The following is a 25,466-nucleotide window of genomic DNA, read 5'->3' as shown; positions in this document are numbered from 1 at the left end:
TATGTCCGTTGTTATCGCCCAGCTTCAACGCGCCAACCACGGCGGTAATTTCCGGGGTTATGGACTTAGGGGCGAGACCGCGCTGTTTTCACCGTTCCTTGGGGTTGATCACTACTGGATGAGCGCGCCGACCTTTCCCCTTCATCGGCATACGGGTATGTCGGCGGTGTCTTACCTGTTGCTCGATTCTGAAACGGGAATGACCAACCGGGACTCCATCGGCACCCATAACCTGATCCAGCCGGGCGGTCTGCACTGGACCACTGCCGGCAGGGGCGTGGCGCACGAGGAGGTCCCGGCCGAGCACGGCAAGACAGTTCATGGGCTGCAGATTTTCGTCGCGCTTGCGCCCTCGAAGCGGGACATCGCACCTTTTCCGTTAATCCTCGAACCGCAGGATGTGCCGGTCATTCAACAGTCGGGTGCCAAGATTCGTATCCCGCTGGGGAGCTATGGCGGCAAACGCTCTCCGCTGACTCCCCCGACCGAGGTGACGCTGCTTGACATCTCGTTGGAGGAAGGGGCCGAGATGACAGTGCCTGTCCCCGCTGGTCATTTACTGTTTGCCATGCCGATCTTCGGCACCGTGGAAGTGCAGGACCGGCGCTTCAGCAACGAGGATCTGAAACTGCCGGCGTTTCCGGCGCAAGACGCTCCGCGCGACATCGCGTTAAGGGCCCCCCGGGGAAGCGCCAAGGTCGTGCTTTTCGGCGCACCTCCGCTACTCTTAATTTGAACCAAACAAAACGAGGACTTTTACTTATGGCTCAAGAACGATTCACCGCTGAGAATTCCGCATTGCTGCTGATCGACCACCAGGTCGGCACGATGCAGTTGATCAAAAACATCGACTCCCAGTTCGCCGGCAAGCAGGCGATCGCGCTGGCCAAAATGGCGAAGATCCTGAACCTGCCAACCGTGATTACTTCCAGCCAGGAAGACCGTGCCCAGGGGCCGATTATGCCGGAAATCGCCGAGATCCTGCCCGAGGCGCACGCCGCACGTATCAAACGTCCCGGCGTGGTCAATGCCTGGGCCTATCCCGAGTTTCGCGATGCGGTGCTCGCCACCGGGCGCAAGAACCTGATCATGGCCGGCGTGACCACCGACGTTTGCCTGATTTTCCCGGCCATCGACGCTGCGCTTGAAGGGTTTGCCGTGCAGGCGGTGATGGATGCTTCGGGTTCGCCCAGCGACCTGTCCGAGGAGTTCTCCCGCCAGCGCATGCATGACGCCGGCGTGGTGCTCACCGCCACCAACACGTTGATGGCCGAGATCGCGCAGGACTGGTCCACGCCCGACGGCCAGCAACTGATCGACCTGTTGTTCAGCGACGTGTTTCCGGCCCTGGGCGCCGGCATTTCCTGAACCTCGCTTCCGCTCGGCTGGCCTGATCGCCAGGTTACCGCCAAGGCCGGGCTGAATAAGCAGCAGAAGCATCTTTGAAAAATGGCCGCTGGTTCGAATCGGCGGCTTCCCTCTGCCCGTCGAAAGTGGTAAGCCTGTGATCCAAGATATTCAACGGTGTCAACACGGCGTTCGATCTTGAGAACGGTTCATCTGTGGGTAAAAACAATGAGCTACAATTGATGCTTCCGTCCGATCACTGAGCGAATGGAGCGATGCCGGGTCGAGCAGAGTTTCAAGTCAGAAGAGCCGCCAGCCATGCGCGCTGCTGCGATGTTCCAAACGAGGGAAATAGTCCATGAAGAGATCACTGGCGCTACTGCTGGCCTCCGCCGTGTCGGCGGCTTGCACTGTTGCAACGTGCGGCGCTTCGGCGGCGCAACAACAAAACTCGACTGCGGCGGAGGGCCTTGCCGGGCTGAACTTCGACGCGAACCGGTACGAGAGTCAATCTTTGGACGTTGATGGCAGGACTATCGCGGTGCGTGCCTACGAGAATGTCGTCTACGTCGCCAGGCCGGTGGACACCGCTTACCAGGTCATGAACATTTACGTGCCGGAAGCGTATTTCCAAGGCCGACTCATTGGTGCGTTTTCCGCTCAGACCGCGCCCATCTTCTTTCCCAATCAGGTGGGCGGCTACATGCCCGCCAAGCCTGGCACGCCGGCTGGACGAGGTGATCCACCCGACGCCGGAACCGCCCCCGCGGGCAGCGGCGGTTCCGCAGCCGGCGGCAGCCGGCCCAGCGCGATCGCCGTGGCCTTGTCCAGGGGTTATGTGGTCGCCTCGCCCGGCGCGAGGGGCCGAACTACGCGCAATGCGGATGGCCTCTATACCGGCAAGGCGCCAGCGGCCATCGTCGATCTCAAGGCGGCGGTGCGTTATTTGCGCTACAACGATGCCCACATGCCCGGCAACGCCGAGAAGATCATCTCCAACGGAACCAGCGCGGGCGGCGCGCTGTCGGCGCTACTGGGCGCCAGCGGCAACAGCGCCGATTATGAGTCCTACCTGCAGGTACTGGGCGCCGCGCCGGAGCGCGATGATATCTTCGCGGTTTCCGCCTACTGCCCGATCACCAATCTCGAACATGCAGACAGCGCCTATGAATGGCTGTTCAATGGCGTCAACGACTACAAAAAGATCGAGATGTCGATGCTGGACTACAACGTACAGCGCAAGGAAGTCGCAGGCACGTTGACGGAGGCGCAGATTGACGTGTCCGGCGCGTTGAAAGCGCAGTTTCCCGACTACCTCAACAGCCTTCTATTGCAAGGCCCGCAGGGGCAGCCGCTCCGGCTGGACAACGCTGGCAACGGCAGCTTCAGGGACTACATCAAGTCGCTGGTCATCGCCTCGGCGCAGGCGGCGCTGGACGAAGGCAGCGACTTGTCGGGGCTGGACTGGCTCACCGTGCGGGACGGCAAGGTGAGCGATCTGGATTTCGACCGGTACGTACGTTATGCCGGCCGCATGAAGTTGCCCCCGGCGTTCGACGCACTGGATCTGAGCAGCGGCGAGAACCAGCTATTCGGCACACAGGCAATCGATAAGCGGCATTTCACCGCGTTCGCCCGACAGCGCAGCTCCGTGGCTGATGCGGGCTTGGCCGATGCCGCTCAGATCAAGATGATGAATGCTATGAGCTACATCGGTGCGCCCGACGCGGCCACGTCGCGCTACTGGCGCATCCGCCATGGCACCAAGGACCGCGACACCTCGCTTGCCGTGCCCACCATCCTGGCCACGACACTCCTCAATAAGGGCTACGACATCGATTTCGCCTTGCCGTGGGACCGTCCGCACAGCGGCGATTACGACCTGGACGCCCTGTTTTCGTGGATGGACCGCATCACCGCCGCGCAGTGAGGTTCTTGTCCAGCCGTTATCTGGACGGCACATGACCGCCGAACCTGCCGCCCCGGAACGACGTGGCGGCGTTCATAAACCGGTTTACCTGTTCCAGTAACTGCCACATGCACCGTTTCGCGTTATTGTTTCGTGTAACGATAACCACAACCGTTCTATCGGATTCAACCATGGTGAGTATGTCGGCAGGAACAGTAACCGGAACTTCTTATTCCCTGCCTGCCAACGCTCTGCCTTGCTTTTAGCTTCATCCCGGCGTTGTCTTGCATCAGCCAGTGAAACGGCAGGGTAGACGCCGATGGAAAACACCTTCTGTTTCCCTTCAAAGCGATAACCTAACTGCCAGTATTTTGAGCCGTTGGGATGTACCAGCAGGTAGAGGCCGAACCCGTCAGTGAGCTTCACCGCCTTTTCTGATGGTTTGGCATTTTTTACTTTAGTATCAGTAAGTGACATGACGGTTCCCTCCGATTGCTGGTAAAAACGAAATCGAACCAGCTTTACCAGTATTTTTACCAGCAAAAGGGTATGGCTTCGAGTGATTTTTAGTGAACGAGGGTGAACCTGAAAGAAGGGATAACCAACTGATAGAAATGCAGAAAGCAGACGTCAGTGAACGTCTGCTTCCCTTAATCTGGCTCCTCTGACTGGACTCGAACCAGTGACATACGGATTAACAGTCCGCCGTTCTACCGACTGAACTACAGAGGAATCGGTTAGCTGCGGGGATAATAGCGGGAGCATTTCACCTTGTCAAAGGCTGTTATGCCTTGTGATAACTGATTGCTGAAGTAATAATCAACATATTGAAATTATTGCGCAAGTGTGGCCGGTTTGATGTGAATACTTTTTTTACGCGGTCTTTTACATCACCGCCTGCACCTTGAGACAGCAGCAGTTGCATTAGAGTGGTGCATTCCCTGGCAGAGGAAATCGATATAGGCGACTTCCGGCTAGCCTGGCACATCCTGTGTACCATTTGTTTACCTTATTTTACCCATGGCTTATCAAGCATGTATCTGGTTTTTATCGCAGAAGTTTATAATATGGCGCGGATCTTGCTATCTCTCATGGGGAACTTACTCAGGAGGCAGAAATGAATCTTAGACGGCTCAAGTATTTTGTGAAAATCGTTGATATCGGTAGCCTGACCCAGGCTGCTGAGTTGTTGCACATTGCGCAACCAGCGCTGAGCCAGCAGGTCGCGACGCTGGAGAGTGAGCTTGAGAAGCAGTTGCTGGTACGTAGCAGACGTGGCGTTACGCCTACGGAAGCCGGAAAAATTCTTTATTCGCATGCCCAAGCGATTTTGTACCAGTGCGAGCAGGCCAAAAGTGCAGTGAATGGAGTCAGGCAGTCGGTAAACGTATAATTTCAAGTAGCCAGCCATTTCTGTATGGCTGGCTATATAAAATGTTTTTAAAACATCATCTTGCTGATTTATTTTATCTGCTCTTTCATTTTTATCATCATGCGATGAATGTGATGATACCAAAATTGCGATAGATACTAGCGGTCAGGCCGCTTTAGATGTTACATTAATCCACGTAATGATTTCTCTAATCCCATTCACTAACGTTCCGTTGGTGTTTCTTGGGTGACTGACTGTTATTTTTTGATTAAGGAGTTCAAATGAATAGTCTTCTCTCTCAGCTATTAATAAGACTGGCAGAAAAAGAGGTCGGAGAAAAAGAACTTCATGCCAAAATAGAATCGTTAGAAATGTTGGTGTTTGCCATTGTTTCTATGTTGGATGACAATAAAATTAACGAGTTAACAAGCAAGGTGAAAGGCGTACTGGAGGAAACAAATCAGCGCAAGGGCGAAGATGCTTGCTTAGCAGCCGAATTATTATCTCGAAATATTAATCGGTTCACGACTATTTCATTAAGGAATTAACTTCACCATATTATTATCATGGCTGCATTAATTAATGGATGATCAGAGTTTGCTTGCTACTTTTTTATAATAAATCATTTTGTAAATTGATAAGAGTAATATGCATATGCAATTATTAAATAGTTAAGACGCTGATTTTTGTAATCAGCGTCTTTTGCAGGTGGTAACGATGCTATTTATTTCATGCCAGCCTTTTTTTCTTCTGAATAACCCGATAGGCTATTGCCAGAATAATAAACCACAATGGCGTGATAACTAGCGCCTGCAGGGTGTCGGGCTGTAGCGTCAGCAGGACGATCACAAAGGCAAAAAATGTCAGGCAAATCCAACACATAAAAATACCCCAGGGCATTTTATACTGCGAGCTTAGATGCAACTGCGGTCTTTTTTTACGGTACGTCAGGTAAGAGCAGAGAATAATGCTCCAGATGAACATGAACAAAATGGCGGAGACGGTGGTAACCAGGGTAAAGACCGTCATTACATTGGGGATCAGGTAAATCAATACCACGCCGGACAACAGACAGATACAGGAAAACAGTAATCCCGCAGAAGGAACCGCGCGTTTAGACAAGATACTGAAACGTTTCGGTGCATCTCCCTGTTTGGCTAACCCAAACAGCATCCGGCTGGTGGAGAATACGCCGCTGTTGGCTGACGATGCTGCCGAAGTCAGTACCACAAAGTTAATCACGCTGGCTGCAGCGGGTAGCCCGACCAGTACAAACATATCAACGAAGGGACTGCGATCGGCGGCGATAGCGCTCCACGGCGTAACAGACATGATCATCACCAGAGCAAAAACATAGAACATGATGATACGGATCGGTATCGCGTTGATCGCTCTGGGAAGCACAACCCTTGGATTCTTAGTTTCTGCCGCAGTGGTGCCAACCAGCTCGATTCCGACGAATGCAAAGACCGCTATCTGGAATCCGGCAAAAAATCCCCCTATGCCTTTAGGAAACATACCTCCATCGTTCCATAAGTTATTAAACGATGCGACTGAACCTGATGGCGAGGGGAACTGCATCATTACCAGCACCACGCCGATAACAATTAAGGCAACGATGGCCACAATCTTGATCATCGCAAACCAGAATTCCATTTCGCCGAACAGTTTTACTGTCGCCAGGTTAAGTGTGAGCAATAAGAGAACGCAGAGTAGTGAAGATATCCACTGCGATAGATCCGGAAACCAGAACTGTGCGTAAGCGCTGATCGCCACCACATCGGCAATGCCGGTAACCACCCAGCAAAACCAGTATGTCCAGCCGGTAAAAAAACCTGCCCAGGGGCCGAGCAGGTCGGCGGCAAAATCACTGAAAGATTTATAGTTTAGATTGGAGAGCAGTAACTCGCCCATCGCTCGCATCACGAAGAACAGCATGAAGCCGATGATCATATAAACGAAAATGATTGACGGCCCCGCCAGACTGATGGTTTTTCCCGAGCCCATAAACAACCCGGTACCAATAGCGCCTCCAATGGCGATAAGCTGAATATGCCGGTTGGTCAGGTTGCGCCGCAGCCCTTCACCGTCAGGTTCTGCGAGGTTTGCCGCCTCTTTTGATTGATCTAGCATTTAATACAATTTCCTATTTTTTATGTGATGTTGTTTGAGCTCTTGAACGGCTCTCTCGTTGGCTAAACTGAGCAGAGATAAGATAGCCTAACTGGCGCACTGATTACAGGGAGTGACTGGCATAAATATGGTGAATAATTACACGATGTGATTCTGTACGTTTTTTGCCCTGAGAAACGTATATTGTAATATGAAAGGGATAAATTGAGCGGCCCTCAGGTTAACAAAATTATGCATCGCTCACAATGTAATTTGTGCATGCGAAAAAATAAGAAAAAATCTATGTGAACTATTTGACAGCCGCCGCCAAGAAGGGAATAATTCCCCTCGTTGGGTCGTTAGCTCAGTCGGTAGAGCAGTTGACTCTTAATCAATTGGTCCGGGGTTCGAACCCCCGACGACCCACCAACATTTCAACAAGTTATCTCGCTTTAGTTCTGTTTTATTATCCTATGATTCTCTAACGAACGTGGTTGTTTTTTTCTTATAATTGATCTCATTGACGGGCGAATTAAATAAAGATTATTATCGCTAAAATAACGAGCAGGTAATAAGACGTTTGCTCTGATTGATAGATTTTATTTTTCTTTTTTTAAAGATAAATAATGTTTTTCCTTCTGATTTTAGCAATATTTATCCATTCTTTAATTGCTGAGCAGAACATGGCGGATTGATGATGCTTGGTGAGAGCGTGGCGTTTTCGCCCAAGCTGAAGATTTGCAATGAATCTCGATACCGGATAGCAATCTGGCGAGATTTTTGCAATGACTGGTAAGGAAATAGATAAATGTCCCGGGAAAAATACCGCCGGCATCAGGAGGCGCTGAGCCGACGGGAAACCCGGTTATTGGCGGTAAGCGTGTTTGATTTGCTTGATGGTGTTGCTGAACGCCGCCTCCTGCTCAGGGTCTTCCAGTTGGGCAATATATCTTTCCATGTTGATAATGACTTTGCCCGCGTCAGCCTGACCGATGGCCTTTAACAGTAGCGTAATCGTCGCTTTTAAACAGGTTACTTCGTGCGCCAGCGTTTCTACGCTCGCGGCGGTGGAAAAATCTACGTTGCTCATGTTTTCTCCTTAACAAGAAACAGCATAAAACGTGTTTAAGTCAGCCCCCAGTTGGCTCGAAAGCGCATGCTGCTGGCATAATCAGATTGCCGCGAGTATAGCATAGTGTGTATTGTCGGCGGCTATTATTAATCGTTCATGGCTATGTAGTGGTTTTTTTATACAGTTAACTTATTTTAATTGTATTCGACAGCCCAGGTTTATATAGTGAATCCGTATCCGATCGAGTACAGCGGATTTTCAGTCAGGGTGCTTTTTCTCTGCTCTGTTATTTATGTAATGTAGTTTTAAACCCCACAACATATAGTGGTTGCAATAGTCAATTTTTATTGATATATGAGGTGCAATGCCAAATTGATGCCACTGGTTGTCGTTGCTTTCTACACAGTTGCCGATGATGGCCGAGGATAAGAGGCCGGAACGCTGGAAGTCATAACCTGACATGTTGGGAATGTGATCAATATGCATCCCGGTGTTAATGTTATATTGCTATCATCTTGTTACCGATATCGTTTGTTTATTACTGTAGCATATTTAAAAATACATCATTGTTATAAGTCCGTATGCATTATTTTTTTAGAAATCAACGTAGTATCACCTGCAAGCAAATTATTATGTAAGTGTTACTCCCTTTTTTGGAGAATTATTCTTTGATTAGCGTTTTTCTTGTTGATGACCATGAACTGGTGCGGGCAGGGATACGGCGCATTCTTGACGATATCAAAGGTCTCAAAGTAGTTGGTGAGGCGTCCTGTGGTGAGGACGCCGTCAGGTGGTGCCGCGGCAACGATGTTGATGTTGTCTTGATGGACATGAGTATGCCGGGGATTGGCGGTCTTGAGGCAACGCGTAAAATTCTGCGCTTTTCTCCTGATGTAAAAGTCATCATGCTAACTATTTATACAGAGAACCCTTTACCTGCTAAAGTAATGCAGGCAGGTGCCGCCGGATACGTCAGTAAAGCTGCCGCCCCGCAGGAAGTTATCTGCGCCATCCGTGCCGTTCATGCGGGTAAGCGGTATATTGCTTCTGATATTGCGCAGCAAATGGCGCTGAGCCAGTTGGAACCACAGGCCGAGACTCCGCTGGAGTGTTTGTCTGAGCGTGAGTTGCAGATTATGCTGATGATCACCAAAGGGCAAAAGGTGACAGAAATATCAGACCAGCTTAATCTGAGTCCGAAAACGGTGAACAGTTACCGCTATCGGATGTTCAGCAAGCTGAACATCAATGGTGACGTGGAGCTGACGCACCTGGCGATTCGGCACGGCCTCTTTAATGCGGAGACATTGTTAAGTAGTGAGTGAAAGTTTCGATGCCTCGGCATTTCTAAAGACAGTCACCAGCCAGCCTGGGGTCTATCGGATGTATGATGCCGTCAATACGGTGATCTATGTCGGTAAAGCAAAAGATTTAAAAAAACGACTTTCCAGCTATTTCCGCAGCAATGTCGGCAGTCGTAAAACGGAGGCTTTGGTAAAAAGCATCCGGCAGATTGACGTGACCATTACGCATACTGAGACGGAAGCTTTACTGCTGGAACATAACTACATCAAGCTTTATCAGCCGCGTTATAACGTTTTATTGCGTGATGATAAATCCTACCCCATGGTTTTTCTGAGTGCCGAGCGACATCCCCGCCTTGCCGTTCATCGTGGCGCCAAACACGCAAAGGGTGAATATTTCGGGCCGTTTCCGAACGGTAATGCGGTGCGTGAAACGTTGATACTGTTGCAAAAACTTTTTCCGGTTCGCCAGTGCGAAAACAGCGTATACCGCAATCGCTCGCGTCCTTGTTTGCAATATCAAATAGGCCGCTGCCTTGGACCCTGCGTTAGCGGACTGGTCAGTGACGAGGATTACCGGCAACAGGTTGACTATGTTCGTCTGTTTTTGTCCGGCAAAGACCAACAGGTGCTTAATCAGCTTATCTCACGGATGGAAGCCGCCAGCTATGCGCTGAATTTTGAAGAAGCGGCCCGTATCCGCGATCAGATTCAGGCCGTTCGGCGCGTTACGGAAAAGCAGTTTGTTTCAGGCTCTGACGAAGATTTGGATGTTATCGGCGTGGCTTTTGATTCCGGAATGGCCTGCGTACATGTATTGTTTATCCGCCAGGGTAAGGTGTTAGGCAGCCGCAGTTATTTTCCGAAAGTTCCTTCTGGAACCGAACTGGGTGAGGTGGTGCAAACATTCGTCGGACAGTTTTACTTGCAGGGGAGTGCGGCGCGAACCCTACCAGCGGAGATTCTGCTTGATTTCTCCTTACCGGATAAAGGCGTGCTGACGGAATCTTTAACTGAAGTTGCCGGACGGAAAGTGCAGATTCAGGCCCGGCCGCGTGGCGTTCGCGCTCGTTACCTGAAACTTGCCCGCACCAATGCCGCCACGGCGCTGGTGACGAAGCTGTCGCAGCAATCAACGATTCACCAGCGTTTGTCCGCTCTGGCCAAGGTTTTACAACTGCCGGAAATTAATCGCATGGAGTGTTTTGACATCAGTCATACTATGGGAGAGCAGACTGTGGCATCTTGTGTGGTGTTCGATGCAAACGGTCCGCTGCGTTCGGAATATCGGCGCTATAATATCAGCGGGATTACTCCCGGTGATGACTATGCCGCAATGACCCAGGTTCTTAAACGCCGTTATGGCAAGGCGTTGGAGGAGGGCAAAATCCCTGATGTGATCGTAATTGATGGCGGCAAAGGGCAGCTTGGTCAGGCAAAAGCCGTATTTGACTCGCTTCAGGTACCCTGGGATAAGAGTAAACCCCTGTTGCTCGGCGTGGCTAAAGGCAGCGACCGTAAGGCCGGCCTGGAGACGCTGTTTTTCGAGGCGACGGGAGAAGGTATTGTTCTGCCGTCTGATTCTCCTGCTTTGCACGTTATTCAGCACATTCGTGACGACTCTCACGATCACGCGATTGGCGGGCACCGTAAGAAAAGAGCAAAAGTTAAAAATACCAGTACACTAGAGCTGATTGAAGGCGTTGGGCCTAAACGCCGGCAGACCCTGCTGAAATACATGGGGGGATTGCAGCCTTTAATGAATGCCAGCGTCGAGGAAATTGCAAATGTGCCCGGTATTTCAACTGCATTGGCAGAAAAAATCTTCCATGCATTGAAACACTAGGGACAATGTAGCAACATACTCGTAATATCCACTCCGGCCAAATAGTTACCTAAGCGCTATGCAATTTAATATACCGACGTTGCTGACCCTGTTTCGTGTTGCTTTAATCCCGTTTTTTGTGCTGGCGTTTTACCTTCCCTTTGGCTGGGCGCCGCTGGTTTGCGCGCTCATATTTATTTTTGCCGCGGTTACCGACTGGTTCGATGGTTTTCTGGCCCGCCGCTGGAAGCAAACCACGCGGTTTGGAGCATTCCTCGACCCGGTCGCAGACAAAGTGATGGTTGCCGTGGCCTTGGTTTTAGTGGCCGAGCATTATCACTCCTGGTGGATTACCTTGCCGGCGGCAACCATGATTGCGCGGGAAATTATCATTTCCGCGTTGCGGGAATGGATGGCGGAGATAGGCAAACGCAGCAGTGTGGCGGTCTCCTGGATTGGGAAAGTCAAAACAACGGCGCAAATGATGGCGTTGTTCGCTTTGCTCTGGCGTCCGGAACGCTTTGTGGAAGGCGCGGGGGTTATTGCTTTGTACGTCGCCGCGGTGTTGACTTTCTGGTCGATGTTTCAATACCTGAACGCTGCGCGGCATGATTTGCTGGAACCTTGAGCAAGGCGGCGGACCGATGAGTGGCGGGTAGGGGCGCCCGCTGTAAAAACCAGCAAACGAACCTGGTTGGTGGATAATTCTGTTGACTCATCGCGTCAGGTCAGTAGAATGCACCGCATCAACGGCGACGCTGATTCGTTGAAAGTTAGTAAAAAAATCAGCATGTTCGTATCAGGCGGGAATAGCTCAGTTGGTAGAGCACGACCTTGCCAAGGTCGGGGTCGCGAGTTCGAGTCTCGTTTCCCGCTCCAATATTTTCAGCTGCTGAAGCTGAGGCAGATTTAAAGGTAAGGCGCGTTGGCAGAGTGGCCATGCAGCGGATTGCAAATCCGCCTACCTCGGTTCGACTCCGGGACGCGCCTCCAATATCCCAGCCCGGGTGGTGGAATCGGTAGACACAAGGGATTTAAAATCCCTCGGCGTACGCGCTGTGTGGGTTCAAGTCCCACTCCGGGCACCATCGATAAAAACTCAATTAAAACAAGAATGTAGAGCAATGTCGTTAACCGCCAAGCAGGCGGTTTTTTTGTGCCTGAATCACTGCTTCCTAATATCTTTCCTAATATGTTTTTTGCGTCACTGTTAATTATTCGCTTATTTCGGTTTTTTATTCTGACCGCCTACCACTGGCACGATTTGTATTTTCCGGTCATAGCGCGCAGTCTGGCTGATGGTCATATGGCCAGATATCGCCTGTTTCTCCGCCAGTGTCCCGTCCAGATCGGACACCCCTTTTGCTTTTAGATCGTGAAAGGTGAAATCAAAATTCAGGTGCGGAAATGCTGCCCTGGCGGCGGCTTTTGCTTTCCTCCATCGGCTATTAAAACCATCGCGCGTGTACCGCTGCCCGCGCGGTTGTTTCAGCACGTATATGCTACTGAATCCCGGTTCCAGTGGCAGCGAACGCGCCAGGCTTACCGCGGCGCGAAGCCGGGGAGTCCATGCCTTTATCTGCCTTTTGCCGGTTTTACCCTGGGCGATATAGATGCCTGCATCCAGTATCTGCTGCTCAGTTAGCGCCAGAATGTCACCCTGCCTGGACAGACAAAGATAGGCGATTTCCATGGCGGCCCGGACTACCGCCGGAGACACCGATAGCAGGGCGCTATATTCTTCGTCGTTGATATAGCGGTCCCTGGCGGTCTCTTTGAACTGTTTCACGCCGGAGCATGGATTTGATTTACATAACCCCCGCTCATACCCCCAGCGATAAACCCGGGACATGAACGTTTTTTCCCTGTTTGCCTGGGTTTTGCTTTTCATCCCCCGGCGATCCATGAATGCGCGAACGTCCTCCGGTTTTACTGAGTCGGGCCGCATCGCGCCGAACACAGCGGCGATCTTGACCGCGTATTTCCGGTAATCCCTTTGTGTTTCCATAGCCAGATCCAGAAAGTCTGGAGACTGCATAAAGCGGTGTATCATGCGGTCGAGGGTAAACTTCGCTTCCTGGTAATTGTTGGCCGCGTTGTATTTATCCCATATCAGGGGTATTGGTGAATCGAGGGCGCATAGCGAAATGGCGCCGCCGCCGGGTGGGTGGAATTCATATTTGCTTTTTCCCCTGTACACCCGCGGCGGCAGTGCGTTATCTGCGGGGTTTTTTCTTTTTCTTGCCATGATTATATCGCGTCAAAATTAGGGCGCTCGGCATCTTCTTCGACTGCAGGCCTAACGCCTGATAGGGCGGCGTTGACGGCCGTCCACGTCACCCGGGGTTTCCCATCGCGGCGCCGGACAAACATGATCCCGGCGCGATTTAGGGAGTCGCACTGCTTTGACGGATATTTATACCCGGTCATTTCTATCAACTCGTCGTCGGTTAATAGATCGTTCATTGTGGTCTTGCCTTAGTCTGTCAATTATCGCGTCTGCCGCCGCGCAGGACTGGTCTATATCCTGTTGCGTAAGCCTGGATTTCCTCACGCTGGCGGACAGCCGGCCGATCTTGATATCGAATTCGCTTAACAGGCGTTTACCTGGTTGCCATGGCTGCATTGTGACCTCCGTAGTTGAGGCCACAATGCTATAGGGTGGGGTGGCTTATTTCTGATTACGATTAATCAGGTTTTTGGCCTGGCGTTTTTCGCGTGAAACTCTGACGGATTGCGGAAAATGAAAGGCCAGTTCACTGCGTGACTGAATCATGATCATTCCGTTTTGTCCGTCAGAGAAAACAACGTGAATCACGTCTCCCCGCTGTGCTGACATTTTTAGCATTGGTCTTGCCTCGTCAAACGGTGGTCAGCCGTTACCGTACTTGAAGAGAACGCGCTCCGATTTCAATGTGCGCACCAGGAACATCTACGCCGGTTTCAATGGCCTCCTTAATGGCTTTTTTATCCGGCGCGACCACCGTTTGCACTGTCACTAACTCATCCGGCAACAAACCTTCATTATCAATAACGACGCTGGCAATGCCTTTACGGGCGGTAAATGTGTTTGTCGTGGTCTTGAGTTTGTCCAGACCGGCTATTAACAGGCAGTTGAGAACATACTGTTTGATCGACTTCGCCCGGTTCTCGAATGACTTTTTACGATCGGCGAGACGCTTGGCTTCCTCATCACAAGTTTTAGCCAGTCCCTCCAGGTTTCGAACGTGGACATAAGCGGCGTCCAGCTTATCCGCCAGTTCCAGTTCCACCCCTTCCATCGTGTCGGCGATCATTTCCGGCGTAATTTCGTCGGAAGTTTCCAATAGTTCCTGTAACTTCTTCATGTCATTTGCTAATGCAATAGCGGTGATACTCATGCGTTTTCCCCTTCTTTGGCTTTGAGCGCGGCAATGCGCTCGTCTTTGATTTGGTTCAGGCGTCGCAGGCGACCGGCTAGATATTTGGCATGTTCGGTATCGCCTTTTGATTCTGCATTTTTGCGGTGTACTTCAACTTCGCGGGCAATTGTTCCGTACACTTTCGTTGCCTCATTCTGGCTGACAGAGTTTTCGAGAGTGTTTGCCACGCGGGATAGTTTTTCGTCCAGTTCGGCGCGTAGCCGCACAACATCTTCAGCTTTGTCGCTGGCGTTCTTGATATCAAATTCGACTTTATTATCAGCGAGGTATTCCGGGTTATCGTGCATCCCCAACCAAACGTCAGCGCTGAAACCGAGAAGGGAGAGCGCTTTCTTAATAGCATCAGTCAGGCTTTTCTTAACAACCTCTGAATCAGCCTTAATACCGTTTTTGGTTTTCATCAGGTACGGAGTGGCACCGTAACTTTCAATTTTCGCTCGGTTGTCTGTGTCTGTCACATACCAGAACAGGATTTTTAATGAATGGTTAAGTTCGCTAATCAGCGAACCGTCAGCATCACGTAGTAGTCGGGTTCCGACGAATTTTTTGTTGTCGTCAAAAATAGTTTCCGATAATGGGGCGCCCGGTATCATTTTCTCTTCCAGTACGCGATAACCCCAGCCAGTACCGATCGGGCCAAATATTTCAGTAGCCCGCATTATCATGTATTCACTGTTGATACTGGTGCCGTCAAACCCGGCGCCAGATAGCGCCTTTGTGTATTTAGGATCGGTGCGCTGGACGCGTTTCCAGATAGACAGATTTTCTTGCGCATCAGCGGGTTTACTCTCTATCTCAGCCTCTATCGCCGTAGCGCGCTGCTGAAAATTTTCTGTTTGCGCTGTTGCTGGTTGGGTGGCATAAACACCATAACCCAACTGATCTAGCGTCTCTTTTGCTTGTTGCTCGGTGCTGTCACTGACTGGTGGTTCTTTAGGTGCTGACTTGTCGTTTTTGGGCGTAATTGTTGCGCCTAAGTCCAGATTTGTTGCGGTATTTGGTATTGTCGTTGATATATCCGCTGTTTTTGTTGCGTCGGACACTTCCGTTTTTTCGCCCTGATTTGAGGCGTTATCGCTCGTTTCTGCTGGCATATGTTCAGCCAGAAAATCAATAACAAACTGGTGGCGTGCGTTTGCGTCCCTCAACAATTCAGGGCGCTTTTTACCCTCACGGATCAAGGCGAAAACAACAGGACGGGGGATTTTTAGCGCGTTTTCTGCCACACGCAGTTCCATAGACCAGCGCTGAAACTCTTCACCATTCTGATTAATCAGAATGTTAGATTCACGGACATGATCGGCGGTTAGTTCCCAGCAGTGTTCAGTATCGCGTACCAGAGCGGCGGCGATCTCTTTGTCGAGCATTGCGTATGTGTGGGTGTACTGACGCTCACGATCCAACCCAGAGATCGATGGTTTTTGCGCAGAAACATCCTCACCGGTGGAGCCTGTCAATTTATCAACAAAAGCGTTTATCGCGAGGATTGATGTATCTGCAATGGATGGGAATTGGGCTTTAACGCCATTCACTACAGCGAGTAGTAATTCATCACTGGCCTGTTCCAGCGCGTTAATGCCACTCAACACACGAATGATTTTATCGGCGTCCGCGTCGCCATCCTCAGCAGGTAGATCGAGGTAATCACACACCATTGAGAATTCGTGTTCGTTAATTTCAGTCTGTTCATACAGAGCGATTGCAGCGATTCTTTCACGTAACGATAGGGCAGAAAAATCGACGGGATCATTCACTTGCGTGGTGGGGCGTTCCTTGCGCCGCCATGCGCCGTCAATTAGTTCGTTTTCAACGGGGAATTGTTCATCAAACACACCAACGGCCGGGCGCGGGGAGCCGACAGCATCCTCAATAACTTTAGGATTGAAAAAGTTATCGCTGGCGCCAGGGAACTCTGCCTCCAGTTGCACGGTTGCAGCCATGATAGCCAGCTTTTGGTTTTTTGCTTCAATGGCGGTAGCCAGTGATACGGCGCCGTCTTTCTGAGCCGATTTTTTTGGTTCAAAGAGTAATACGTAGATTGTCATATTGGTCTTGCCTCTACTAAGTTTGATAACGGGTGGTCGGCCCGGTGGGTTATTCTTTGACTTCGATGAATTGGCCGTTATCGTTGACGCAATACGCTACGCCAGCCTTAATACCGTTCTCACCGACATACGCGATAGCAAAACGGGTTCGCTCCCCGTCGCTATATGGCACAGCAGCGCAGCCACCCTCGCCAAGCGCCAACCGGCTTACGGAGCCAGCGGCGGCAATAATGGGTTTTTCTCCAGTAGCTTCAATCCGGGCGCCGTAGCCGCTGCTGCCAATCCGGGCGCCGTAGCCGCTGCTGCCAATCCGGGCGCCGTAGCCGCTGCTGCCAATCCGGGCGCCGTAGCCGCTGCTGCCAATCCGGGCGCCGTAGCCGCTGCTGCCAATCTGGGCGTCGTTGCCGCTGCTGCCAATCTGGGCGTCGTTGCCGCTGCTGCCAATCCGGGCGCCGTAGCCGCTGCTGCCAATCCGGGCGTCGTTGCCGCTGCTGCCAATCTGGGCGTCGTTGCCGCTGCTGCCAATCCGGGCGCCGTAGCCGCTGCTGCCAATCTGGGCGCCGTTGCCGCTGCTGCCAATCCGGGCGTCGTAGCCGCTGCTGCCAATCCGGGCGCCGTCTTCCCCTGCATCACTACTCACATCAACCTGGTCTGGCGGGAATTCCAATCCGTTCAATTCATCAATCATCGCGTCGGTGGTTGCGGTTTCTGCTTTAATGAATTCAGTGGTCGCCTTGCCGAGCAGAAACAGGCTATACGCCTGGCTTGCACCCCATCGGGCCCACTCATAACGCTTGTCTGCATTTAGTGCCTGAATAATGTCGCCATATTCGCCACCTTGTGGGAATCTCTCGGCGAACCACTCACCGCCGTCACTGCATGCGTATTTGTTTACCTGTTTTTTGGTGATCTTCATTGGTCTTGCCTCGATTAGTTAAAATGGGATGTGGCGTTTTTTATCGAAAGACGGCTGATGTTCAATGCAAAGTAGGCGCTGGATTTTGTCTTCCAGTTCACCGGCTTTAATTTGCGCATCAGCTAAAATTTTTTGTTGCTGATTTTTGAGTGTGTCGATCTGTAGGTTAATCAGATCGACAGGGGATACTTGAGGGACAGGAAAGGTGTCGGTGTGGGTGCCAAGCAACGTGTAACCTTGCTGTGACATGTCACACGTAGTTACTACGATATTTTTTGAATACGGACATTGGTGAAAGTAGAGAGTAACTTCGATTTCGGTGATATCTGGCGCTTTCATAGCGATCCTCGTATAATCACAGCCGATCGGTATCGGCCTTTGGTTGGTATTGGTCTTGCCTCGCGGCGACTTTGGTCGGTTGCCGCAGCTTCCCGGTGACTTTGGTCGGTTTCCGGGGTAAAGAAGCCTGCCTAACGGCGGGCTTTTTTACGTCTGTATGCTGGTGAAAAAAATGGCGGATTGGCCGGGAAACTCCGCACCGCCTAGTCTGTTAAGGTGATTTCCACATCACCACGGGCAATACCTTTGTCTCTTTGCGCAACACGGCGGAGTTTAACCGCGCGACCCGGCGCATCAGCCTGCGCATTCACCACAACTGAAAGGGCACTTGCCACGTTTGGCGCCGCGGCACGTATGGGTTAGGTTATGAGCCTGTCATACGCCAGTACCCTTGCAGTTGTGTGCTGGTCTTTCCCAGCCGTCACCGACCTATCGCCTCGGGGCGCCACTTGGTAGACATTTACACGGACCGTCTTGAAGTGGTAAGCCATCCAGTCCCGAATTAAGTGCTCCGTAACGTGGAGCGGGCGGCACTGTTTTATCCGTGGTTTATCGAGGACGCAGGCTGACCCCGTTTACGCGCCATCGGACGGCCTTAGCATTGACTCTCTATGCGTCAGGAGAACACACCGCGAACAGTGGAGAGCGTTCCAAATCGAATTCAGTTGCGGTCTTTCCCGCAAGTCAGCGTATTATTCGGTCGCCACCCTCAATTAGTGCCGGTTACGCTTTCCGGCGTCGCTTTACCGACTCAGCAAGTCAGAACTTACGACCGCCTGGTGCTACCCATAACGCCGGGCCAGCGGGTCGATCATTAAGGTCTTGCCCGCCACACTTTCCCGCCGTGGCCACGTGAATTCTTATAAAAATGGGATGACTATTACCGCCACTACGCCGCCAACCGCTATCGATGCCACTGACGCCGCCGCAATCCATAAACCCAGCACTTTCAATGCAAAAATTACGTTGCTCATGCGTTTTCCCCCTGCCGCTATTTCCCGGCTGCCAGAACGTTTACCCGATCAACTGCTGCATGGTTTGTGCTGCGTTGATGGGAATGAGCTTAACCAAAGGTAAGTTAATTGGCAATAGAAAATACTTGCAAAATGTTAAGTTGCAAGTCAGTGCTGAGTTAACGATATGATTGTTCGTCTATTTTTTCTTTGATTTTTTTCTTGCCGTCAGCAGTTCCTCAAATAAGGCATTAAAGCCATCCACTTTACATTCAAGGTCTGATAGGTGACGTTCTTTTTCTGATTCTGGAAGTGAATCAAATAGATAAAGCAATTTTTGCTGCCTTTCATCAAGCTCTGTTGGTAGTTCGTCCGCCGGAGTTGGTGTGCTGGATTCATCACCGTAAAGGAGCCATGTTGGAGAGCATCTCAGAGCTTTACTCAGAGTAAACAGGTTTTTACCTTTTGGCTCCGTATCCCCGTTTTCCCACTTAAATATGGTCACATGCGAAACCCTCACGGCGTCGGCAAGCTTCTGCTGTGACATGTTAAGTTCCGTTCTACGCGCCTTGATGCGCTCATGCAGTGCGTCATTTTTCATATGGCTTAATATAAATTATATTGACTTAGCATTTGTTAAGCCATAAAGTCCAAATTAAAGTTACTGAAAGGAGGTCATTGTGCTCAAAATTGAAGCGGTAAATTTTTTTGGCAGCAAAACCAAATTAGCCGAGGCGGCGGGGGTGTCCCAGGCGTCGGTCTCTCGGTGGGGTGATGTTATCCCCGAGCGCCGGGCCGCCCGTCTGGAACGCATTACCAACGGCGCCCTTAAATATGATCCGGCCCTTTATCAAAACCGTGACGGTTTGAATAAGGGTGCAGCATAACCATTACCACCACACAAATCTGATTGTGATTAATCAGATCAGCGACAGGAGACGCGCGTGGAAAACATCGAAGAATTGAAAGCCGAGGTCGAGGCATGGGCCGTTGAGGTGGGACAGGACACGGTGGCGATCGAGATAACCCGACAGTTTTTTATTGTCGGCGGCGATCCGAATATTCGATTGCGAGAGACGGAGCAGGGCGGCGTGGCTGACTGGAAAGCCATCTACAACAACAGGCAACAGATTTTCCGCTGGCTGCGTAGCGATTCAAAGGCATCAAGCCGAAAGGTTAAGGCGCTGGCGCCGGCCATACGTGAAGCTCTGCCGGCGGAGCGGCGGGCGCGCCTCGGCGGCGGTTCCGTGCAGCACCTGGTTTGCGTTGCTATTCGTGAGTTTTCCACGGCGATCATTTCCGTGCTGCTGAATGACCGTGACATATCACGGCAATTGGCGGCGGCAAATACGGCGCTGGCGGCAATGGAACCAGCATTGCATAAACGGCGGCTGACCACCGCATTATCGAGGCAAGACCAATATGAATCCGGAAGAATTTATCAGACGGCACGTTATTGACTCCCTGCTGAAAGAGGGCTTCTCGCAAGAGCAAGCGGCTCAGGGGGGGGGGTAGAGGCGGTTTCGTATTATCGGCGCTCCTCAAAGCCATCCACGAAGCGCAGGAACATTTTTGAAGACTGCCTTGACCAGGCTCGAATGATTGTTCGCTACGGGCGCCGAAATAAATCCCGCCAACTCAAAGGGCAACTGTTTTAAGAGGCAAGACCAATGCTTACCAGAATAGACCGAATCACATACCGGAATGGTTTCCGGCTCAACGGCGAGCCAGTTTCCGCCGCTGATATCGAACCCGTTTTTGAATGCCGACGCTCTGCCGCGTTGTCTTTGTGGGAGCAGTACGAGCAGCGTAAAGCCGAACTGTATAGCCGCGGACTTTCTCAGGCAGAGTATCAGCGGGCATGCCGCCAGATTGCCGACGCGCTGGGGGTTTGACATGGACATGCTGCAGATTTTAGACAGGCCAATAGCGTTTCAGCGCAGTTTTGTTCGCATGGGTGCTGGTATTACCGGGGCGCTCCTGCTGTCACAACTAATTTACTGGACAAACAGGACCGGAGCGGACGGCTGGATCTATAAAACCCAGGATGAATGGGAAGATGAAACCGGGCTAACTCGATATGAACAAGAGGGCGCACGTAAAAAATTACGTAGCCTGGGCGTGCTGATTGAACAACGAAAAGGCGTGCCGGCAAAACTTTACTACCGTGTTGATGTAACCGTTTTATATCAACTGCTTGGCGCAGCAAACAAGGATGCGGAAATTCCGCATACTAGTTCGGGGAAAACCAGCGAACAAGATGGGGGGAATTCCACAATCTTTCTTACAGAGATTACTACAGAGACTACTACAGAGATTATTGGTGAATCAGCCGATGCTGTTTCACCGTCACAGCCAGCGGAAAAAATCGATTATCAAAAAATTCTGGATGTGTATCACGACACGCTACCGGAAATGGCCCAAGTGAAAATCCTCACGGACGCCAGGAAGAAAACAATCCGCAACTTCTGGAAGAAATTTAAATTCAACTCTGACCGCTGGGAAGCCTATCTGCGCTATATCGCCAGCAACTGCCGCTGGATGCTGGAAGACCGGCCGAACGGCCGCGGCGGATTCTGGAAACGCAAGAACCTGGATTATCTGGTGACCGAACGCTGCTACGTGGCCGTCAAGGAGGAGCGCGCCAATGACCAATGATCCGGTTGTGCCGCACAACTCCGCCGCAGAGCAGGCCGTTATCGGCGGAATGATGCTGAATACCGACGAGGAACGCCGTCACAGCGTCATGGCGCTGTTAAAACCAGAATCGTTTTACCTGCGTACCCATCAGATGATTTATCGCCGCCTGATCGATTTGGCGCGCTCTGACAAGCCGACTGATTTAATCACATTGGGTGAACTGCTCGAATCAAACGGCGAACTGGAGGTGGTTGGGGGATTTGCTTACCTGGCGGAAATGGCCCGCGTGCCGATGGCGGCCAACACGCTGGCCTATGCCCGCATCGTTCGCGAGAAAGCGGTATTGCGTTACACGCTGGAAAAACTGTACGCCTGCATTGAGATCGTCGGCGCCAGCAACAGCGCCAGCGTGGAAAGCCGGTTAAGCAGTGTTCAGCAGATGATCACCGCGGTTGTTGATCACGCCACCACTGGAAAGCGCGGCGGGCTAAAAGCGGCGGCCGATGTGGTTGGAGAATGGGTTGATGAGCTGGATCGCCGGTTTAGCGATCCCGCCGGCGCCGCGGGGTTCACGCTGGGTATCGAGGGGTTGGATACGCTGATGGCGCCGAAACAGGTTTTGCGCGGTGCCCTGGTTGTCATCGGAGCCCGGCCGAAAATGGGTAAAACGGCCACGTACAACAAAATCGCCACGCATTTCGCGCTGAATCACCGGCTGCCGACGCTGGTTTTTAGCCTGGAAATGACAGACCGGGGGATCATCGAACGCATGATAGCCCAGGAGGCCGCTATCAGCTCAAACCTGTTTTACAACGGCGTTTACGATGATGTGGAGATGGCGCGGGCAATGGCAAAAGCCACCGAACTGGCCGAATCAAATCTGATGATAGACAGTACGCCGGGTGTATCGCTGGCGCATATCGTTGCCGAGTGCAGGAAAGTGAAGCGGCAGCGCGGAAATATCGGGCTAGTGGCCGTCGATTATCTGACGCTGATGAAGGGCGAGGAAGCCGAGCGTCGCGATATCAGCTACGGGGCGATCACAACGGGGTTAAAGAACCTGGCGAAGGAGCTGGATTGCGTCGTTCTGCTACTGACCCAGCTAAACCGAAAACTGGAAGAGCGGGCCGATAAACGGCCGTGGCCAGCAGACAGCAAAGACACCGGCCAGATTGAACAGGATTGTGACGTATGGATAGGGCTTTACCGCGACGCGGTTTACAACGAACAGGCAGACAAAACGCTGATGGAGCTGATTTTGCGCCTGAATCGCGAGGGCCCCAGCGGAACCGCATACGCGCAGATGGTGGACGGTTATATCAGGGACATTCCGCCCGATGAGGCCCAGCGCCTGGCGTCTGTCGGGCAAGAGAAAAGCCGGCGCTACGGCAAGAAAAAACCGATTGAAGAATTTTAACCGCGCCTGACCAGCGCTTACACGAAGAGGCAAGACCATGACAACGACAGACGTAATTTTCCCGAAGCGAACCGTTATCGATGATGGATGCGATTATACCGCGCTTATCTTGTGGCGCATGAATGCCAACGCCCGCGCTCGTACCCGTTCACCCTACGTACCGGCCCCCGTACCCGTTCAGGTGGTTAAGCCCAAGCTGGTATCGGAACCGAAAGTTCGCACACCCAAGATGAAAGCTCGCAAAACGCACACTGGCACGGTTATCAGAAATGCCGGCCGCCGCCAGGTAAGACTGAGCGAAACCGCGACGGGATGGATAGCGGGACCAAATGAGGTTTATTACAAAAACACCGGCGCCCGCATCGGCTCCCCGGGGCGTTCCCGTCTATTGCTCGACAGCATCCAGCAGATAGGGAAGTAAACATGTCCAGGGATTATTTGCCGCCAGGACTACCTCACAATATCGGGGAATGGCCGGAGAAATACAGGGAAATGAACTGGCTGGATCTGCGCGCCAACCAGTTAATCAATCAGTTGATAGACGGGAAAATATCGCGGCTCAACGTTGAGCATGAACTGGAAACTGTTGATGAAAAATACAGTGAACATTTCAAAGCGCGCCTGAATCACTGGCGCGAATATCACAACCAGAAACGAGGCAAGACCAAATGACCATAATCACAACCGATGTACTCGCCGGCGCCATTCGCGCAGCGGCGATAACGGCGTCAACAACGGAAGAGCAGCGCGTGCTCAATTTCGCAGCAGGGCAATTCGAAAGACTGAACGCCGATAATCTGCGCCTACTGCGCGAGTTGGGGGAATCCGAGACGCGCGTAAACCGCCTACGCCGCACCTCGAAAGAGCTGCAGGAGGAAAACCAGCGGTTGCGGACGGATCACGAAGAAACGTTTATGTACGCCATTATGACGCCCGACGGCAGGCCATACTTTGATGAGTTTTGCGTTTGTGAAGACAGGGGCCTGCTGGAAGATGAAATTTATTATCTGAACGAAGATATGGCGGACGGTGAGCCTAAATATTCCGTTGTCCCGCTCTACGCCGCGCCCGTTCCTCCAACAGCAAGCCAGCCGCCTATAGTGCCGGATGAGTGCAAGGGGGTGCCAGCCTGGACGTTTGCCGAGAATGTCGATCCTCGACGTTGCTACTCTGCCGGCTGGAACGCCTGCCGCGGCGCTATGCTCCAGTCTGCAACTTCCGGACTGTCGGCGATAACGTCAGAACATCGCCGTGTGATTGAAATGCTACTCAAAGTCTGTGGTTGTGCGTTTGAGTTAATGGACGACGGCTGTCAGATGGAAGTTGATGGTGAGCCATCGGTTGTTGTCCCGTATGAGTCAGCTCACGCCCTGTCTGACGCGCTGGACGAGATCGAAAACACACTACCGGACCAAGAAAATGACCGGCCAAATATTGTTCTTGCCTGGTCGGCAGTTCCGCGCGCCGCACTGAAATCGTTGCTCCAGTTGCCCGCTGATTTTCGGAAAAACGAAAATTCGTCAACCACAACGTTTCGGGAAAAAACGGAAACGTCAACCAACTCTCCGGTAATACCGGATGGTTGCAGCCATCGCATCAAGCCCGCGCTGCCCGAGCGCGATCATATGGGCTTCTGGTCTCATCCTGACCGACCGGAAACACCGTTCGATGAGGGGTCAACACTACAGGAAATGCGGACTTGGTACGCAGAGCGCGGCATGGAGGTGGATTTCACCTACATGAACCAGTTCTTCTGCGGCGATTGTGTCTACGATGCCAACGACGCGGGTGTGACGCGACATTGGAACCCGACACCACCTGAAGGCGAAGGTTGGATACTGCTTTGCATCTTCGACACCGAAGACGGAGCAGCGGCTGAGTGGGTGCGCTACAAGGACGGTGCCGCATGACTCACACCGTACCGATTCTCGATATGTGCTGCGGTAGCCGTATGTTCTGGCATGACAAGAGCGACCCACGCGCCGTGTTTATTGATAACCGCAGAGAGCGGCATACGCTGTGTGACGGTCGCAGCCTGGTTATTAACCCGGATATCATCGCCGATTTTCGCGCGCTCCCGTTTGCTGATGAATCATTCCCTGTTGTAGTTTTCGATCCGCCGCATCTGGAGCGTGCAGGGCCGGAGGGGTGGATGCGTAAAAAATATGGTGTATTGAACCCAGATACATGGCGCGATGATTTGCGTTCCGGCTTTAGTGAGGCGTTCCGCGTACTTCGGCCGGACGGTGTGCTGATTTTTAAGTGGAACGAAACGCAGATCCCGACTAGCCAGGTTTTAGCGCTGACAGATGAGAAACCGATCATCACCCAGCGAACAGGCAAAGGCGATAAAACGCATTGGATTATTTTTGTGAAAGGCGAACCCTCACATGGCTAAGTCAGCAGCGGAACGTAAAGCGGCGCAACGGAGGAGCCAGCGCGACTCAGGCGTCACCAAGTTTGAGCTGAATCTGGATTCTCAGGAATTGGAAATGCTGGAGCGTAATTGCAAACTGCGCCGGCCGGGCAAAGAGCCGTATAGCATGGACGAGTACGTGCAGTTGCTGATACGGCAAGACGACGTACGGATGCGCTGGCGCATCAAGTCGCTAAGTCACCAGCGGTGCGGAAAGTGTGGTGATTGCCTACCGGTAGCGGAATGCTGTATGCGTGGTGACTCTGAATGCTGGAATACTAACGGATGGCATGAATTGAAATTGACCACCAGCCGTTAAGATTAATCTTAAATTCACTGTTTATATGTACAGTGTTTTGATGTAATAATTAAGGGGT

The 25,466-nt window shown here is 51.9% G+C and carries 27 protein-coding genes, 5 tRNA genes and 3 pseudogenes; 22 read left to right on the top strand and 13 right to left on the bottom strand.

Annotated features, from left to right (window positions below; genetic code table 11):
- Window position 1 precedes the first annotated feature (1 nt).
- From EH206_RS13955 to EH206_RS13945, 3 genes are all read left to right on the top strand, one after another.
- Window positions 2-736, top strand: coding sequence for a pirin family protein (locus EH206_RS13955; RefSeq protein WP_009113463.1), 735 nt, complete (start codon window positions 2-4; stop codon window positions 734-736).
- Between the two features lie 26 nt (window positions 737-762).
- Complete coding sequence (locus tag EH206_RS13950; protein ID WP_009113462.1) at window positions 763-1,368, top strand: isochorismatase family protein; 606 nt, start codon at window positions 763-765, stop codon at window positions 1,366-1,368.
- A 337-nt stretch (window positions 1,369-1,705) separates the two neighbouring features.
- Window positions 1,706-3,277, top strand: a complete 1,572-nt coding sequence (locus EH206_RS13945; RefSeq protein ID WP_009113461.1) for a subtype B tannase — start codon at window positions 1,706-1,708, stop codon at window positions 3,275-3,277.
- 105 nt (window positions 3,278-3,382) lie between these two features.
- Here EH206_RS13945 and EH206_RS23645 read toward each other — a convergent pair.
- The 4 genes and pseudogenes from EH206_RS23645 to EH206_RS23080 form a co-directional block, all read right to left on the bottom strand.
- Window positions 3,383-3,493: pseudogene (locus EH206_RS23645) on the bottom strand (transposase); the annotation flags it as partial.
- A 75-nt stretch (window positions 3,494-3,568) separates the two neighbouring features.
- A pseudogene (locus EH206_RS23190) lies at window positions 3,569-3,733 on the bottom strand (Arm DNA-binding domain-containing protein); the annotation flags it as partial.
- Between the two features lie 179 nt (window positions 3,734-3,912).
- Window positions 3,913-3,988: transfer RNA gene (locus tag EH206_RS13935), tRNA-Asn, on the bottom strand.
- Between the two features lie 52 nt (window positions 3,989-4,040).
- Window positions 4,041-4,181 carry a hypothetical protein gene (locus tag EH206_RS23080; RefSeq protein ID WP_156803279.1) on the bottom strand — a complete coding sequence of 47 codons (141 nt, stop codon included), beginning with the start codon at window positions 4,179-4,181 and terminating at the stop codon, window positions 4,041-4,043.
- Between the two features lie 192 nt (window positions 4,182-4,373).
- Between EH206_RS23080 and EH206_RS13930 the strand changes: the two are divergent.
- Both EH206_RS13930 and EH206_RS13925 read left to right on the top strand, forming a co-directional pair.
- Window positions 4,374-4,640 (top strand): annotated as a pseudogene (locus EH206_RS13930) (LysR family transcriptional regulator); the annotation flags it as partial.
- A 269-nt stretch (window positions 4,641-4,909) separates the two neighbouring features.
- On the top strand, window positions 4,910-5,176 hold the full coding sequence (locus tag EH206_RS13925; protein ID WP_009113412.1) for a sigma-S stabilization anti-adapter protein IraP: 267 nt from the start codon (window positions 4,910-4,912) through the stop codon (window positions 5,174-5,176).
- A 181-nt stretch (window positions 5,177-5,357) separates the two neighbouring features.
- Here the strand turns inward: EH206_RS13925 and cycA are convergent, their stop codons facing one another.
- Window positions 5,358-6,761, bottom strand: coding sequence for a D-serine/D-alanine/glycine transporter (gene cycA / locus EH206_RS13920; protein WP_009113411.1), 1,404 nt, complete (start codon window positions 6,759-6,761; stop codon window positions 5,358-5,360).
- A 332-nt stretch (window positions 6,762-7,093) separates the two neighbouring features.
- Here cycA and EH206_RS13915 point away from each other — a divergent pair.
- Window positions 7,094-7,169, top strand: a tRNA-Lys gene (locus EH206_RS13915).
- A 436-nt stretch (window positions 7,170-7,605) separates the two neighbouring features.
- On the opposite strand, the gene EH206_RS13910 is transcribed toward EH206_RS13915, so the two are convergent.
- On the bottom strand, window positions 7,606-7,830 hold the full coding sequence (locus EH206_RS13910) for a DUF2594 family protein (protein ID WP_009113410.1): 225 nt from the start codon (window positions 7,828-7,830) through the stop codon (window positions 7,606-7,608).
- 650 nt (window positions 7,831-8,480) lie between these two features.
- On the opposite strand from EH206_RS13910, the gene uvrY reads away from it, so the two are divergent.
- The 6 genes from uvrY (at window position 8,481) to EH206_RS13880 (ending at window position 12,029) form a co-directional block, all read left to right on the top strand.
- Window positions 8,481-9,137 carry a UvrY/SirA/GacA family response regulator transcription factor gene (gene uvrY, locus EH206_RS13905; protein WP_009113409.1) on the top strand — a complete coding sequence of 219 codons (657 nt, stop codon included), beginning with the start codon at window positions 8,481-8,483 and terminating at the stop codon, window positions 9,135-9,137.
- Window positions 9,130-10,962, top strand: a complete 1,833-nt coding sequence (gene uvrC / locus EH206_RS13900) for an excinuclease ABC subunit UvrC (RefSeq protein ID WP_009113408.1) — start codon at window positions 9,130-9,132, stop codon at window positions 10,960-10,962. Before uvrY ends, uvrC begins: the two co-directional genes overlap by 8 nt.
- A gap of 58 nt (window positions 10,963-11,020) precedes the next feature.
- Window positions 11,021-11,569, top strand: coding sequence for a CDP-diacylglycerol--glycerol-3-phosphate 3-phosphatidyltransferase (gene pgsA / locus EH206_RS13895; protein ID WP_009113407.1), 549 nt, complete (start codon window positions 11,021-11,023; stop codon window positions 11,567-11,569).
- A 175-nt stretch (window positions 11,570-11,744) separates the two neighbouring features.
- Window positions 11,745-11,820: transfer RNA gene (locus EH206_RS13890), tRNA-Gly, on the top strand.
- 40 nt (window positions 11,821-11,860) lie between these two features.
- A tRNA-Cys gene (locus tag EH206_RS13885) sits at window positions 11,861-11,934 on the top strand.
- A gap of 8 nt (window positions 11,935-11,942) precedes the next feature.
- Window positions 11,943-12,029: transfer RNA gene (locus EH206_RS13880), tRNA-Leu, on the top strand.
- A 134-nt stretch (window positions 12,030-12,163) separates the two neighbouring features.
- Here EH206_RS13880 and EH206_RS13875 read toward each other — a convergent pair.
- The 7 genes from EH206_RS13875 to EH206_RS13840 all read right to left on the bottom strand — a co-directional run bounded on the left by EH206_RS13875 (window position 12,164) and on the right by EH206_RS13840 (window position 19,217).
- Window positions 12,164-13,189, bottom strand: a complete 1,026-nt coding sequence (locus EH206_RS13875; RefSeq protein ID WP_009113406.1) for a tyrosine-type recombinase/integrase — start codon at window positions 13,187-13,189, stop codon at window positions 12,164-12,166.
- 2 nt (window positions 13,190-13,191) lie between these two features.
- Entirely contained in the window at window positions 13,192-13,407 is a 216-nt protein-coding gene (locus tag EH206_RS13870) for a DUF4224 domain-containing protein (RefSeq protein WP_009113405.1), read from the bottom strand.
- A gap of 413 nt (window positions 13,408-13,820) precedes the next feature.
- Window positions 13,821-14,321 (bottom strand): siphovirus Gp157 family protein, encoded by a 501-nt coding sequence (locus EH206_RS13860; RefSeq protein WP_009113402.1) that lies wholly within the window; start codon window positions 14,319-14,321, stop codon window positions 13,821-13,823.
- Window positions 14,318-16,408, bottom strand: coding sequence for a hypothetical protein (locus tag EH206_RS13855; RefSeq protein ID WP_009113401.1), 2,091 nt, complete (start codon window positions 16,406-16,408; stop codon window positions 14,318-14,320). Before EH206_RS13855 ends, EH206_RS13860 begins: the two co-directional genes overlap by 4 nt.
- Before the next feature lie 49 nt (window positions 16,409-16,457).
- Window positions 16,458-17,324, bottom strand: coding sequence for a YdhT family protein (locus EH206_RS23185; RefSeq protein ID WP_211351707.1), 867 nt, complete (start codon window positions 17,322-17,324; stop codon window positions 16,458-16,460).
- An 18-nt stretch (window positions 17,325-17,342) separates the two neighbouring features.
- A complete protein-coding gene (locus tag EH206_RS13845; RefSeq protein WP_009113399.1) occupies window positions 17,343-17,663 on the bottom strand; it encodes a hypothetical protein in 321 nt (106 codons plus the stop codon).
- Window positions 17,664-18,815: 1,152 nt separating this feature from the next.
- Complete coding sequence (locus EH206_RS13840; RefSeq protein ID WP_009113398.1) at window positions 18,816-19,217, bottom strand: helix-turn-helix domain-containing protein; 402 nt, start codon at window positions 19,215-19,217, stop codon at window positions 18,816-18,818.
- A 79-nt stretch (window positions 19,218-19,296) separates the two neighbouring features.
- On the opposite strand from EH206_RS13840, the gene EH206_RS13835 reads away from it, so the two are divergent.
- The 10 genes from EH206_RS13835 to EH206_RS13790 all read left to right on the top strand — a co-directional run bounded on the left by EH206_RS13835 (window position 19,297) and on the right by EH206_RS13790 (window position 25,408).
- Complete coding sequence (locus EH206_RS13835) at window positions 19,297-19,503, top strand: Cro/CI family transcriptional regulator (protein ID WP_009113397.1); 207 nt, start codon at window positions 19,297-19,299, stop codon at window positions 19,501-19,503.
- Window positions 19,504-19,560: 57 nt separating this feature from the next.
- On the top strand, window positions 19,561-20,076 hold the full coding sequence (locus EH206_RS13830) for a toxin YdaT family protein (protein WP_009113396.1): 516 nt from the start codon (window positions 19,561-19,563) through the stop codon (window positions 20,074-20,076).
- 210 nt (window positions 20,077-20,286) lie between these two features.
- Complete coding sequence (locus tag EH206_RS13825) at window positions 20,287-20,511, top strand: hypothetical protein (RefSeq protein ID WP_009113395.1); 225 nt, start codon at window positions 20,287-20,289, stop codon at window positions 20,509-20,511.
- Window position 20,512: 1 nt separating this feature from the next.
- Window positions 20,513-21,274 (top strand): hypothetical protein, encoded by a 762-nt coding sequence (locus EH206_RS13820; RefSeq protein WP_009113394.1) that lies wholly within the window; start codon window positions 20,513-20,515, stop codon window positions 21,272-21,274.
- Window positions 21,264-22,673 carry a replicative DNA helicase gene (locus tag EH206_RS13815; protein ID WP_009113393.1) on the top strand — a complete coding sequence of 470 codons (1,410 nt, stop codon included), beginning with the start codon at window positions 21,264-21,266 and terminating at the stop codon, window positions 22,671-22,673. The genes EH206_RS13820 and EH206_RS13815 overlap by 11 nt, the downstream gene beginning before the upstream one ends.
- A gap of 37 nt (window positions 22,674-22,710) precedes the next feature.
- Window positions 22,711-23,094, top strand: a complete 384-nt coding sequence (locus EH206_RS13810; RefSeq protein WP_009113392.1) for a hypothetical protein — start codon at window positions 22,711-22,713, stop codon at window positions 23,092-23,094.
- 2 nt (window positions 23,095-23,096) lie between these two features.
- On the top strand, window positions 23,097-23,345 hold the full coding sequence (locus tag EH206_RS13805; protein ID WP_009113391.1) for a hypothetical protein: 249 nt from the start codon (window positions 23,097-23,099) through the stop codon (window positions 23,343-23,345).
- On the top strand, window positions 23,342-24,583 hold the full coding sequence (locus tag EH206_RS13800; protein WP_009113390.1) for a hypothetical protein: 1,242 nt from the start codon (window positions 23,342-23,344) through the stop codon (window positions 24,581-24,583). The genes EH206_RS13805 and EH206_RS13800 overlap by 4 nt, the downstream gene beginning before the upstream one ends.
- Complete coding sequence (locus tag EH206_RS13795) at window positions 24,580-25,071, top strand: class I SAM-dependent methyltransferase (protein WP_009113389.1); 492 nt, start codon at window positions 24,580-24,582, stop codon at window positions 25,069-25,071. The genes EH206_RS13800 and EH206_RS13795 overlap by 4 nt, the downstream gene beginning before the upstream one ends.
- Window positions 25,064-25,408 (top strand): hypothetical protein, encoded by a 345-nt coding sequence (locus EH206_RS13790; protein ID WP_009113388.1) that lies wholly within the window; start codon window positions 25,064-25,066, stop codon window positions 25,406-25,408. The genes EH206_RS13795 and EH206_RS13790 overlap by 8 nt, the downstream gene beginning before the upstream one ends.
- Window positions 25,409-25,466: the final 58 nt, after the last annotated feature.

This window comes from Brenneria nigrifluens DSM 30175 = ATCC 13028 (genome assembly GCF_005484965.1).
Taxonomy (GTDB): Bacteria; Pseudomonadota; Gammaproteobacteria; order Enterobacterales; family Enterobacteriaceae; genus Brenneria; species Brenneria nigrifluens.
This window is presented reverse-complemented; position numbering and strand designations above follow the sequence as displayed.